The sequence below is a fragment of the Asticcacaulis sp. W401b genome, assembly GCF_046503825.1.
Taxonomy (GTDB): Bacteria; Pseudomonadota; Alphaproteobacteria; order Caulobacterales; family Caulobacteraceae; genus Asticcacaulis.
Map to the genome: position 1 here is coordinate 238,715 of NZ_JBKFEE010000005.1, position 13,322 is coordinate 252,036.

Annotated in this window: 9 protein-coding genes; 5 read left to right on the plus strand and 4 right to left on the minus strand. The window is 62.8% G+C overall.

Annotated elements, in window-relative coordinates; genetic code table 11:
• Positions 1-257 precede the first annotated feature (257 nt).
• From ACK8OE_RS13020 to ACK8OE_RS13035, 4 genes are read left to right on the plus strand one after another with little or no spacing between them, the layout of a single operon-like run.
• The gene (locus ACK8OE_RS13020; protein ID WP_410272866.1) at positions 258-1,775 is read left to right on the plus strand and encodes a tryptophan halogenase family protein; all 1,518 of its coding nucleotides are present in this window, start codon (positions 258-260) and stop codon (positions 1,773-1,775) included.
• The gene (locus ACK8OE_RS13025; RefSeq protein WP_410272867.1) at positions 1,768-3,261 is read left to right on the plus strand and encodes a tryptophan 7-halogenase; all 1,494 of its coding nucleotides are present in this window, start codon (positions 1,768-1,770) and stop codon (positions 3,259-3,261) included. Before ACK8OE_RS13020 ends, ACK8OE_RS13025 begins: the two co-directional genes overlap by 8 nt.
• 10 nt (positions 3,262-3,271) lie before the next feature.
• Positions 3,272-4,798, plus strand: a complete 1,527-nt coding sequence (locus ACK8OE_RS13030) for a tryptophan halogenase family protein (RefSeq protein WP_410272868.1) — start codon at positions 3,272-3,274, stop codon at positions 4,796-4,798.
• A complete protein-coding gene (locus ACK8OE_RS13035) occupies positions 4,795-5,784 on the plus strand; it encodes a cupin-like domain-containing protein (protein ID WP_410272869.1) in 990 nt (329 codons plus the stop codon). The genes ACK8OE_RS13030 and ACK8OE_RS13035 overlap by 4 nt, the downstream gene beginning before the upstream one ends.
• Positions 5,785-5,799: 15 nt before the next feature.
• Here the strand turns inward: ACK8OE_RS13035 and ACK8OE_RS13040 are convergent, their stop codons facing one another.
• The 4 genes from ACK8OE_RS13040 to ACK8OE_RS13055 all read right to left on the minus strand — a co-directional run bounded on the left by ACK8OE_RS13040 (position 5,800) and on the right by ACK8OE_RS13055 (position 12,399).
• Positions 5,800-6,465, minus strand: a complete 666-nt coding sequence (locus tag ACK8OE_RS13040; protein WP_290798101.1) for a DUF6445 family protein — start codon at positions 6,463-6,465, stop codon at positions 5,800-5,802.
• Between the two features lie 71 nt (positions 6,466-6,536).
• Positions 6,537-7,907 carry an efflux transporter outer membrane subunit gene (locus tag ACK8OE_RS13045; protein ID WP_410272870.1) on the minus strand — a complete coding sequence of 457 codons (1,371 nt, stop codon included), beginning with the start codon at positions 7,905-7,907 and terminating at the stop codon, positions 6,537-6,539.
• Positions 7,907-11,083 carry an efflux RND transporter permease subunit gene (locus ACK8OE_RS13050; RefSeq protein ID WP_410272871.1) on the minus strand — a complete coding sequence of 1,059 codons (3,177 nt, stop codon included), beginning with the start codon at positions 11,081-11,083 and terminating at the stop codon, positions 7,907-7,909. The genes ACK8OE_RS13045 and ACK8OE_RS13050 overlap by 1 nt, the downstream gene beginning before the upstream one ends.
• 119 nt (positions 11,084-11,202) lie before the next feature.
• Positions 11,203-12,399: an efflux RND transporter periplasmic adaptor subunit gene (locus ACK8OE_RS13055; RefSeq protein WP_410272872.1), complete on the minus strand. Its 1,197-nt coding sequence runs from the start codon at positions 12,397-12,399 to the stop codon at positions 11,203-11,205.
• Positions 12,400-12,650: 251 nt separating this feature from the next.
• Here ACK8OE_RS13055 and ACK8OE_RS13060 point away from each other — a divergent pair, with 251 nt between their 5' ends.
• Positions 12,651-13,286 carry a TetR/AcrR family transcriptional regulator gene (locus tag ACK8OE_RS13060; RefSeq protein ID WP_290798113.1) on the plus strand — a complete coding sequence of 212 codons (636 nt, stop codon included), beginning with the start codon at positions 12,651-12,653 and terminating at the stop codon, positions 13,284-13,286.
• Positions 13,287-13,322 lie beyond the last annotated feature (36 nt).

The window sequence follows — 13,322 nt, forward strand, 5'->3', positions numbered from 1 at the left end:
ACCCGTTTCCCGCGCAGCGGTACGACCTTTGCGCGCCTCTCCCTCCGTCATTCACGGAAACCCTTACGGGACGCATCACACGTGGTGCGTCCTGTTTTTATCTGGGCCAATTCTTTTTGGGCCAATTGCTTTTCTGGGGATGAGACACAGTGACGCGCTTTTTTATCCAAAAGGGGCCTCACAGTTTTCAAAATACCCTCTAAGATCGCGACACTTAAAAAGACCCCACCCATCAGAAGCCAAAAGGGGAAGCAGGGATGACCCCCATTCGCAACATCACCATACTGGGCGGCGGTACGTCCGGCTGGATGGCGGCGGCGGTGCTGAGCCGCGCCTTCACGCCCGATGCCTGCACCATCCGCCTGATCGAGTCCGAAGAGATCGGCATTGTCGGCGTGGGCGAAGCCACCCTGCCGCAGGTGCGCGATTTCAACACCTGGCTTGGCCTTGATGAGGCTGAGTTCATGCGCGCCACCAACGCTACCTTCAAGCTGGGGATCGAATTCCGCGACTGGGGCACATCGGGCAGCTATCACCACCCCTTTGGCGTCCACGGTCAGTCGGCCGGCGGTATCCCCTTCCATCAGTTGTGGTTGAAGGCGCGCACCTTTATGGACCCCGGCGCCATCGAGGACTATGCCTTCCCCATACGGCTGGCGCGCGAAAACCGCTTCGATTTTCCGGTGGAAGACCCCAAGTCGATCCGTTCCGCCTACGCCTATGCCTACCATTTCGATGCGGTCCTCTATGCCCGCTATCTGCGCCAGTGGTGCGAGGCGCGCGGCGTGCAGCGCATCGAAGGACAGGTGACCGGCGTCGATCAGAACGCCGAAACCGGCTTTGTCGAACGCCTGACCCTGGCCAGCGGTGAAAGCGTGGGAGGCGAGTTGTTCATCGACTGCTCCGGTTTTCGCGCCGTCATCGCCGGTCAGGCGCTGAATTTAGGCTGGGAAGACTGGACGCCGTGGCTGCCGTGCGACCGGGCGCTGGCCGTGCCGTGCGAACGTACCGACGACCTGACGCCCTACACGCGCGCCACCGCCCGCGAAGCCGGCTGGACGTGGCGCATCCCGCTGCAACACCGCACCGGCAATGGCTATGTGTTTTCCAGCCGCTTCACCACCGAAGACCGCGCGCGTGAGGTGCTGCTGGGTGCGCTGGATGCCCCCGCTCAGGCCGAGCCGCGCCTGCTGCGCTTTCAGGCCGGCCGCCGCACGGCGTCGTGGCACAAAAACGTCATCGCCCTCGGTCTGGCCTCCGGCTTTCTGGAGCCGCTGGAATCGACCAGCATCTACCTGTCGCAGATCGCCCTGACCTTCCTGATGCGCCTGATGCCGGACACGCGCTTTGACCCGGCGCTGGCGCGCGAATTCAACCGCCTGATCGACATCGAATATGAGCGGGTGCGCGACTTCCTGATCCTGCACTACCACGCCAATTCGGCGAGCCAGGGCCCCCTGTGGGACTATGTGCGCTCTATGCCTGTGCCGGACAGCCTGAAGGAAAAGATGGCGCTGTTCCGCCACCGCGGCCACGTTCAGCAGTACAAGGATGGCCTGTTTTCCCCGGCAAGCTGGATTGCCGTCTTCATGGGGCAGGACGTCATGCCGCAAGCCTACGACCGGCAGGCCGATGGCCTAAGCGAAGAGGCCCTGACGGGCTATCTGAAAGACCTCAAACGCAAGATCGACAGCAATCTGGCCGTTCTGCCCTCACACGCCGAGTTTGTGGCCGCCCATTGCTACGATCCGAACAGCGGGATTTCCCATGACTGATACCTCCGTCCGACCGGTGCGCCACGTCGTCATCGTCGGCCGTGACGAGGCCCTGTGGCTGACCGCCGCAGTATTGCAACGCACCTTTGCCCGCAGTGATCTGAGCTTTACCGCTGTCGAGCTGCCGTCGCTGCTGCGCCCCGGCGAGGTGCTGCCGACACTGGGCAGTCAGGCCGGCTTCCACGCCCGTCTGGGGCTGGAGGAAGCGGTGCTGATGCGGGCGCTGGGGGCGACCTTCACGCTGGGTCAGCAATATGTGGGATGGGCCAAGACCGCGCCGCCGGTCTTTGTCGGGTATTCCAGCACAGGCGTGGCCCTGCAAAACGTGCCCTTCCATCATCTGTGGCTGCGGGCCCGCGCCTCCGGCATGAACGTGGCGTTTGAAGACTTCGCCATCAATGCCGCCTGTGCCAAGCAGGGGCGTCTGTTGACCCCGGAGGCCGACCTCAGCGGCTTTGCCGACGCCGATCGCGGCTTTCACCTGCCCGCCGCCCCCTATGCCGAAATGCTGCGGCAGGTGGCAATCAAGCGCGGGGTGCGGCATCTGCCCGCCGTGCACGTGTCTCCCGTCGTGAAGGGCCCGCAGATGACGGCCGTGGTCCTGTCCGACGGGCAAACAGTAGAAGGCGATCTGTTTATCGACACCACAGGCAGCGACGCACGTCTGCTCAGCCAGATGCCGGAGACAGGCTTTAGCTCGTGGCGGCAATGGCTACCCTTTGACCGCCTGCTGACCACCTATGCCGCCCCCGCGGCGCCTCTTCCGGCCTATGCGCAGATCACCGCCTTCCGCTCAGGCTGGGCCGGACTGTTCCCGCTGCGCGACTATACCGCTGTGCAACAGGCCTACATCCGCGACGAGCTGTCTGACGATGAGGCCTTTGAAACGGCGGCCATGGTGGTGAAGATGAACCTGCATCCGCAGGCGACGGTGACACCCTTTGAAGCGGGCCGTCGCCCGGCCTGGTCTGGCAATGTCATCGGGCTGGGCGAAGCCGCCGCCGTGCTCGATCCTTTGGGCAGCGCGCGGATGCCCGCCCTGCTGCTCGGCCTGTCGCACCTGACGGCCCTGTTCCCGCTGGACACATCCGGGCTGGAAAGCGCCGTGTACAACCGCACCGTAGGTCAGGCCTATGACCGTCTGCGCGATGCGCAGATCTGGCTCTACAGTCTCAACAAACGCCGCGATCAGCCGATCTGGGACCATCTGCGCAGCGTCAGCCTGCCGCCGGAACTGGCTTATAAGCGCGAGGTGTTTGCCGCCTGTGGTCACTTGCCGGTGTACGATGACGAAACCTTCGACGAGGCGTGGTGGATCGCCGCGGGCCTTGGCCACGGGCTGTTGCCTGCGGCCCATGATGTGCGCGCCGATCAGCTTGCGGAACCCGAACTGATCCGCCATTTTCAAACGGTCCTCGGCTATGTGCGCAAGCAGGTCGAGGCCATGCCCACCCCGGATGCCGTCTCACGGGCAGCCACTGTATAGGGTTTATCGGATGCAACAGACCATCAGGAAGATTGTGATCGTTGGGGGCGGCAGCGCCGGATGGATGGCCGCCGCTGCCCTGGCCAAAACACTGGGGGAGTCGCTCGATATCCATCTGATCGAGTCAGAGGAAATCGGCATTGTCGGTGTGGGCGAAGCCACCATCCCGCCCATCCTCAAATACAATGACCTGCTGGGGATCGACGAAGCCACCTTCGTGCGTGAAACCAACGCCACCTACAAGCTGGGGATCGAGTTCGTCGATTGGCGCGCCAAAGGGCACAGCTATTTCCACCCCTTTGGCCACAGCGGTCGGGAAATCGAAAGCTTCCCCTTCCATCACTACTGGCTGGCCGACTGGCGCCGCCGGGGCGGTGACTACGACTATACGCAGTTCAATCTGGAAACCGTCGCCGCCTATAAGGGGCGCTTCGGGCATCTGGCGGCCGAAGGCGACAAGCCCGGTCTGAACTATGCGTTTCAGTTCGACGCCGTGCTTTATGCCAAATTCCTGCGCAATTACAGCGCTGAACGCGGCGTCACACGCCACGAAGGCCGCATCGTCAGCGTCGAACAGCACCCCGAAAGCGGCTTTGTGACGGCGGTCGTCACCGCCGATGGCCGCCGCCTTGAAGGCGATCTGTTTATCGACTGCTCCGGTTTCCGCGGCCTGCTGATCGAAGGGACTCTGAACTGCGGTTACGAAGACTGGTCGCGCTGGCTGCCGATGAACAGCGCCGTGGCCGTGCCCTGTGAGCGCGTCGCCGACATCACGCCCTATACCCGTGCCACGGCGCGCGAAGCGGGCTGGACGTGGCGGATTCCGCTGCAACACCGCACGGGCAATGGCTATGTCTTCTCCGATCAGTTCCTCAGCGTCGAAGACGCCAAAACGCGACTGCTCGGTTGCCTCGACGGCGCGCCTCTGGCCGAGCCGCGCCTGCTGAAATTCGTTACCGGTCACCGCAAGCGCGTGTGGGACAAGAACGTAGTGGCCCTGGGTCTGGCCTCCGGCTTCCTTGAGCCGCTGGAATCGACGGCCATCCATCTGGTGCAATCGGGCATTACCCGCTTGCTCTCCCTCTTCCCCAAGACGGGGATCGTGCCTTCCGTCGTGGCGCAATATAATCGCGACGTCCTGTTTGATTACAACAATATCAAGGACTTCCTGATCGCCCACTACAAGATCAGCGAACGCGACGACACGCCCTTCTGGCGCTGGGTGCAGGCCATGGAGATGCCGGACAGCCTGAAAGAGCGGCTGGAGATGTTCCGCGAAACCGCACTGCTGATCGCGCGCGAACCGGAGCTGTTCCGGGAGACGAGCTGGCTGGCGGTCATGATGGGGCAGGGCCTGCTGCCCAAGACCAGTCACCCGATCGTGGAGACGATCGAAGCCGCCGATCTGCGTCTGCATATGAGCCGCTGGCGCAAGATGCTGGAAAGCCGTGCCGACAGCCTGCCCAGCCACGAAGACTATGTGCGCCGCTTTGCGCCCTCCGCCGATCTGAAGATGCGCATGGCCAGCGCCGGATGACACCCGTCCGCACGATAGAGTCCGTGACGGCGGAGGCCTTTGCGGGCGTGCAGGCGGCAGCGCAACCGGTTGTCCTGAAGCAACTGGTGGCCGACTGGCCCATCGTGGCCGCAGCCCGGCAATCGGATCAGGCCGTCACGGCGCTGCTGGCCGATCTCGATGCCGGACTGAAGGTGCCGCTGTCCATCCTGCCCCCCGAAGCGAACGGGCTTTGTCATTATGACGCCAGCCTGACCGGCGTGAATTTCCGCACCACGCCGCAATGGCTCGAAGACATCTGGCCAAGGCTGCTCTCCCCGCCGACCGACGGCAGCGGCTATTACGTGCAGTCCCTGCCCACCGAAACCTACCTGCCGCGCTTTGCCGAGGCGCACGCGATGCCCTTGCTGCCGCCGCAGGTCCAGCCGCGCCTGTGGCTGGGCACCCATGTGGCCACACAGACCCATTACGACCTGATGCGCAATATCGCCTGCGTCGTGGCCGGACGACGACGCTTCACCCTGTTCCCGCCGGATCAGCAGGCCAATCTCTACCCCGGCCCTGACGATTTTACCCCCGGCGGCGCACCGCTCAGCCTGCCCGACATCCGCAACCCGGATTTCGCGCGCTGGCCCCGGCTGCGGGCGGCACTGGACAGCGCGCAGGTCGCTGAACTGGAACCCGGCGACGCCCTCTACATCCCCTATGGCTGGTGGCATCAGGTGCAGTCTCTGGCCCCTTTCAATGCCCTCATCAATTACTGGTGGAACGACGCGGACGCCACCCGCCCCCTGCCCCGACTGGCCTTCAAAGCAGCGCTGGTGGCGCTGAGGGACCTGCCGGACGAACAGAAGGCCGTCTGGCGTCACATGTTTGAGCTGTTTATCTTTGGCGACAGCGAGGCGGCCATGGCGCACCTGCCGGCTCAGGCCCGCGGAGCCTATGGCGAACTGACCCCCGAACGGCTGAAAGCGCTGAAAGCCGAGATCGCGGCGGCCTTTAAATAAGGCCAAAAGCGGTAGCTATCGGATACCAAAGAACAGATTGGCCGTCAGGCGACGCGGGTTGCTGGCCTGCACCTGACCATAGTGGATTTGTCCCGCCCGGTAAAAGATCAGCCGGTTGAAGCGTGGTTCAATAGCGGCAATGGGCTCAAAAAACTGCGCCCGTGCCGCTTCGCCGCTACCCTCAAAACCATCCAGTTCCAGCCGTTTGGCGCGCTCAAAGCCATAGCTGCGGCTGGGGGTGATCAGCTCGTGCCCGCTGGCCCGATGGCGGAAAAAGGCCGTGCCGCCCAGATCCCCCTCAAACAGGTAATGCACGCTGGCAAAGCTGTTGAGGCTGAAGGCGTCGATATGCGGCGCGGCCTGCCGCACGTCCATGGCGTCGGGGGCCTGCGTGGCCACACCGAAAAAGCCAAACAGCGGTAAAGGCTGCGGCGTCACACCAAAATGCGGCAACAGGCGCGGCAGAAGCTCCGTCGCCACCAGCGTCTTATAGGTCTGTGGCAAAGGGGCATTAAGGCCGGGATAACGCGATCCGGGCGCGGGCGTGCGAAAGGCCGCCCCATCGGCTTCGGCGATCAGGGCCTGCGGATCGCTGAGCACCTCATCGACAATGATCAGGGGCTGCGCCTCATGGCCCAGAGACTGAACCGTCAGGGTAAGATGGGGATTGAGAGAGATCATACAAAAAACCGCCTGAGAGAACGATATTCCGGTTCCCTCAGGCGGTCAAAGCGCAAAGCGTCGCAATAAATCTATTGCAGACCACCGCCCGTGGCCGCGTAAAGCCGCGTCAGGTTCAGAGCCCGCGCCAGGCGCGTGGTGATCAGGCCCTGCTGCGCGCCGTAGAGGGTGCGCTGGGCGTCGGTCAGGGTCAGGCGCGAATCCACGCCGCGATCAAAGCGGGCACGCGACAGGGCTTCGGTCTCGCTGGCGGCTTCGACCACGCGGGTCTGGGCCGTCAGGCGCGTGTCGATGGTCGAGCGCACAGCCAGGGCATCGGCCACGTCGCGGAACGCCGTCTGGATCGACTTTTCGTAGGTCGCCAGCGCAATATCCCGCGCCTTTTTCGAGCTTTCCAGCCCGGCGATATTGGCCCCGCCGGCGAAGATCGGCACCGAGATCGACGGCGCAAAGCTCCAGGTATCGGCCCCGTCAAACAGGTTGTTGAGGTCGGTAGAGGCCTTGCCCACCGCACCGGTCAGCGAGATGCGCGGGAAGAAGGCGGCGCGGGCCGCTCCGATATTGGCATTGGCCGATTTGAGATCAAACTCGGCGGCCACCACGTCCGGACGCTTCAGCAGCACCTCCGACGGCAGGCCGACCGGCAGGTCGCTCAGCACGGCGTTTTCCGGCAGTGCATTCGGCAGGTTGGCGGCTTCGACCTCAACGCCGACCAGCAGGCGCAGGGCGTTCTTGTCTTGCTGCACCAGCGCTTCCAGTTGCGCCACATCGGCGCGCGCCTGTTCGGTCAGGGTCTGCTCCTGACGCAGGCCCAGCGCGTCGGTGGCCCCGAGGTCAAAGCGTTTTTGCGTCAGGGACAGGCTCTCTTCGCGCAGACGCAGGGTCTCACGCGACAGGCGCAACTGCTCCTGATCGGCGCCCAGAGTCAGCCACGCCGTGGCCACAGACGAGATCAGCGACACCTTGGCCGCCTTCTGGTTTTCGGCCGAGGCGAAATAGGTATTGAGCGCAGCATTGCTCAAAGACCGCACGCGCCCGAACAGGTCCAGCTCCCATGAGGCCCCGATGTCGGCGCTGTAGGACTCGGTGTCCGTACCGGTGCCGGTATCGCCGCGGCGACCACTGACCGTGCCATTGACGCCGGGGAACAGGCTGGCGCGCTGCACGCTGTACTGGGCGCGCACGCGCTCGGCGTTCAGCGTGGCGATGCGCAGGTCGCGGTTATTGACCAGCGCCTCGTAGATGACGCTTTGCAGACGCGGGTCGAGGAAGACCTTCTGCCACGGCAGGGTTTCCGCCGACTCTCCCTGCGCCGTGGCCGGCGTCGGGAACTGATCGGCCACCGGCAGGGTGCCGCGCTCATATTTCGGGGCCAGCGTACAGGCGCTGAGGACCAGAGCCGTGGCCGGGAGCATCAGACCGAGTTTAAGCGAGCGTGTCATTAGTGGTCCTCACGGTTGTGACGCGACTGTTCCAGCGCCGCCAGAGCTTCGCGCTCCGCCGCCAGAGTCTTAAGGTGCTTTTCGTCCGCCTTGAACATCTTTTCAATGATGACAAAGAAAAGCGGGATAAAGAACACCGCCAGGAAGGTGGCCGACAGGATACCGCCGACCAGACCCGTACCGATGGCGTTCTGGCTGCCCGACCCCGCGCCATCGGCGAAGAACAGCGGCAGGATGCCGAAGGTGAAGGCCATAGACGTCATGATGATCGGGCGCAGGCGGACGCGGGCGGCCTGAAGCGTGGCATCGATCAGATTCATGCCGTTTTCGTGGTTGTGCTTGGCAAACTCGACGATGAGGATGGCGTTCTTCGCCGACAGGCCGATGATCGTCAGCAAGGCCACCTGCAGATAGATGTCGTTAGACAGGCCGCGCAACAGGGTGGCAATCAGCGCCCCCAGCACGCCCAGCGGGATAACCATGACGATGGCCACCGGGATCGACCAGCTCTCATAGAGGGCGGCCAGCAGGATGAAGACGACGAAGATCGACAGGGCGTAGAGCATCGGCGCTTCGGCCCCGGACTGCTTCTCCTGAAGCGACAGGCCGGTCCATTCATAGCTGATGCCGGGGGGCAGTTGCGCGATGATCTTCTCCATCTCGGCCATGGCCTGACCCGACGACTTGCCCGGCGCGGCCATACCCTGAATATTCATCGACGGCGCGCCGTTATAGCGTTCCAGTCGCGGCGAACCATAGGCCCAGTGCGCGGTCGTGAAGGCCGACAAAGGCACCATCTGACCCTGATTATTACGCACATACCACTGGTTCAGATCCTCCGGCTTCATGCGGAAGGGGGCATCGGCCTGCACATAGACCTTCTTCACGCGGTTGCGGTCAATAAAGTCGTTGACATAGGCCCCGCCCATCGCGGTCGAAAGCGTGGCATTGACGTCGCTGAGGCTTACGCCCATCGAACCGGCGGCGACCTGATCAATGTCAAGCTTCAGTTCCGGCGTGTCTTCCATGCCGTTGGGACGCACGGCCATCAGCGACGGGTTCTGCGCCGCCATACCGAGCACCTGATTACGGGCATTGAGCAGGGCTTCGTGGCCCAGACCCCCGACGTCCTTCAGCTGAAGGTCGAAGCCTGAGGAGTTGCCGAGTTCGGACACCGCCGGCGGCACGATGGCAAAGGCCATGGCGTCACGGAACTGGCTGAAGGCACCCATGGCGCGCCCGGCGACAGCGGGGGCTTTCAGGTCCGGCGACTTGCGCTCCTCAAAGGGTTTGAGGCGGACGAAGGCCATACCGGCATTTTGACCGACACCGGCGAAGGAGAAGCCGCTGACCGTAAAGTTCGACTCCACAGCCGGGTCCTTGGCAAAGTGCGCGCCGACCTGATCCATGACCTGACTGGTGCGTTCATCCGTGGCCCCCGGCGGCAGTTGCACCAGCGAGAACATGATCCCCTGATCTTCTTCCGGCAGGAAGGAGGTCGGGATGCGGGTGAACAGGAAGGCCATCAGGCCGACGATCACCGCAAAGACGATCATATAGCGACCGCCCTGCCCCAGAATCTTACCCACCGTGTTGCGGTAGCCATTGGCCATGCGGTCGAAATTGCGGTTGAACCAGCCGAAAAAGCCCTTCTTGTCCTGATGCTCGGCATCAGAGGCCTTAAGAAGCGTGGCGCACAGGGCTGGCGTCAGGATCAGGGCCACGACCACCGACAGGACCATGGCCGAAACAATGGTGATCGAGAACTGGCGATAGATGACGCCCTGCGACCCGCCGAAGAAGGCCATGGGGATGAACACCGCCGACAGGACCAGCGCAATGCCGATCAGCGCCCCGGTGATTTCCTCCATCGACTTGATGGTCGCGGCCATGGGTGGCAGCTTCTCTTCGTGCATGACGCGTTCGACGTTTTCGACCACGACGATGGCGTCATCGACCAGCAGCCCAATGGCCAGCACCAACCCGAACAGGGTCAGGGTATTGATTGAATAGCCAAAGGCGGCCAGCACACCAAACGTTCCCAGCAACACCACCGGCACGGCGATGGTCGGGATAATGGTGGCGCGCCAGTTTTGCAGGAAGAGAAACATGACGACGAAGACGAGCACGACGGCTTCGATCAGGGTCTTCACGACCTCATGGATCGACAGCTCGATAAACGGCGTCGTGTCAAACGGCACCACGTAGTGGTAGCCCTTGGGGAAGTTCTTTTCCAGTTCGGCCATCTTGGCCTTCACCGCATTGGCGGTATTGAGCGCATTGGCCCCGGTGGCCAGGCTGATGGCGACCCCGGTCGCGGGACGACCGTTAAACTTCACCGTGCCGGTATATTGCTGCGCCCCCAGTTCGACGCGTGCCACGTCCTCCAGCTTCACCACGGCCCCGCCGGAGGTGTTCTTGAGGATGATGTTGCGGAACTGCTCAATGCGGGTCAGACGCGACTGCGCCGTGATGGTGGCGTTGAGCACCGTGCCCTTCACGGCGGGCAGACCGCCCAGTTGCCCGGCGGAGACCTGCGTGTTCTGGGCGCGGATGGCGTTCATCACGTCGGTCGGCGTCAGGCTGTAGCTGGTCAGCTTGGCCGGATCGAGCCAGATACGCATGGCGTACTGGGCTCCGAAGTTCTGGATGGTGCCGACGCCATCGACGCGGCTGAGCTGGTCGACCAGGGTCGAGGACATGTAGTCGCCCAGATCATGTTCGGAGACATTGGGGTCTTCGGAATAGAGGCCCACCACCATCAGGAAGCTGGAGGTCGCCTTGGCCACCGTCAGACCCTGCTGCTGCACCTCCTGCGGCAGGAGCGGCATGGCCGATTGCAGCTTGTTCTGCACCTGAACCTGCGCGATGTCCGGATCGGTCCCCGCCTTGAAAGTCAGGGTGATCGAGGCCGCCCCGCTCGAGTCCGAGGTCGAGTTCATGTACAAAAGGCCGTCAATGCCCTTCATCTGCTGCTCGACGATCTGGGTGACCGAGTCTTCGACCGTCTTGGCCGAAGCGCCCGGATAGAAGGCACTGACCGACACCTGCGGCAGGGCGATCTGCGGATACTGGGCGATCGGCAGGTTGGCGATGGACAGAAGGCCCGCCATCATGATGACGATGGCCACCACCCAGGCGAAGATCGGTCTATGGATAAAGAAACGCGAGATCATGACGGTGCCTTTGCAGGAACGGATGCAGTCAGATGGAGGTCTGGCAGATAGAGGTCTGGGGCTGACGACGGACACACTTCGGGCGTCGCATCGTCAGTCATTTATTTAAAACGCTTGATTTACTTGGCTTTTTGCGCAGGTGCCGCAGCGGCCGGGGCTTCCTTGGCCGCACCGACGCTGACGGGCTTGACCGGGGCTTCGGGACGGATCTTCTGAAGACCCTCCACAATCACCTTGTCACCGGCTTGCAGACCTTCGGTCACCAGCCACTTGTCACCGACCGTCTGCGCCACCTTGATCGGGCGCATCTCGGCCTTGCTGTCCTTCGACACCACCATGACGGTAGCATTGCCCTTCGGATCGCGCGTCACCGCCGGCTGCGGCACCAGAATGCCGTTGCCGACCACGCCCGACACGATGCGCGCCTTGGCATACATGCCCGGCAGCAGGACGCCGTTGGGGTTGGGGAACAGGGCGCGCAGCGTCACCGTACCGGTCGATTCATCGACGCTGACGTCCGAAAATTGCAGCTTGCCCTTGATCGAATAAACCGTGCCGTCTTCGAGGACCATTTCAACATCGGCGGTTGCGGCCTCACCGATCTGACCCGCCGCCGCCGCACGCTTCAGCGCCATCAGTTCGGTGACCGACTGATTGATGTCGAGATAGACATTGTCGATATTCTGGATACGCGTCAGTTCGGTCGCCTGCGCCGCCGTGACCAGAGCGCCCGGCGTGACATTCGACTTGCCGATACGGCCCGAAATCGGGGCCATGACCTTGGTGTAGCCGACATTGATGCCCGCGGTTTGCAGCGCGGCCTGACCGGCGGCGACGGTCGCCTTGGCCTGAGCGTACTGCGCCTGCGCGTCGTCATTGTCCTGCTTGGAGACGGCGTTGATCTTGACCAGCTCGGCATAGCGCTCGGCCTTCAGCCGTGCCGCCGTCAGATTGGCTTCGGCCTGCGCGACGGTGGCCTGCGCCTGAGCATAGGAGGCCTGGAACGGCGCGGCGTCGATCTGATAAAGCGGCTGACCCGCCTTGACGTAGCTGCCTTCGGTGAACAGGCGCGCCTTGACGATGCCGCTGACCTGCGGACGCACTTCCGACAGAAGGTAGGCCGAGGTGCGACCCGACAGTTCGGTCGTCAGATTGACCGGCTCAGACGCCACGACGACGATCCCGACCTCGGTCGGCCCGCCCATGCCCATGCCGCCCGCACCGGGGCCGCCTTCCTTCTTGCCGCAGGCCGTGAGGGTGAGGCCAAGCGCCAGCACCACCGCTGCGGATTTCATAAGGGGAAATTGCGATCTCATGCGGGTTCTCTCCGGAACGAAATGTCAGTCACTTGTAAATGCCGCCTTATACGTTGGCGCAGATCAAAGTGTGCAACGCAAAACAAGCCCTACACCTGTCGCACGGATGTGCAAGAAAGTGTCAGCACGAAATGAGAGTGAACGATCATTCTCATTTTTTCTGGCCTTACGCGGCTTTTTGGTGTATGTCAAGCGCAGAGATAATATTAAAAAATGTTAACCCCTTATCCACGAAGGGTTTGCCACCGCGGATGACCAGTACAGCTTTGAAGTCCAAACTTGCCGATTCCCCTATCCTGCCCCGTGCGCGTCAAAGCCGCGAGGAGCGACGCCAGCAGATTCTGGACGCCACCTTGCGCTGCGTCAGACGCTCCGGTTTTCATGGCGCCTCCATGGCCGACATCGCCGCCGAAGCGAAGATGAGTGTCGGCGTTATCTATCGCTACTTTGCGAATAAAGAAGCCATTATTGAAGCCATCGTCGCTAATGACCTAGCGGAAATGCGCGCCAAATTCGCTGAATGGGACCAGACGCCGGACGATCAGTTGCTGGACACCCTCCTCAACACCATCGACTTCGCGCTGGACCACAAGTACGGCCCCGACAAGAGCGCGCTGGCCCTCGAAGTGCTGGCCGAAGCCGCACGCAATCCGCGCGTCGCCGCGATTGTGCAGGCCGCCGATGTGCAGGAACGCGAACTGGGCCGCAGCCTCTGTGATCGCCTCAATCCGGGGTGTGACCGCAGGCGTCTGGACGCGCGCGGTGAAATCATCAACATGTTGTTCGACGGCATGATGATCCGCGCCATCACCCATCCGGACATCGACCGTGAGGCGCTGGCCAACGATTTACGCGATGTGATGAAGGTGCTCTTTATCCTGAAATAGGTCGGCTCAGGGCGCGGCAAGATAGCACCATAAACA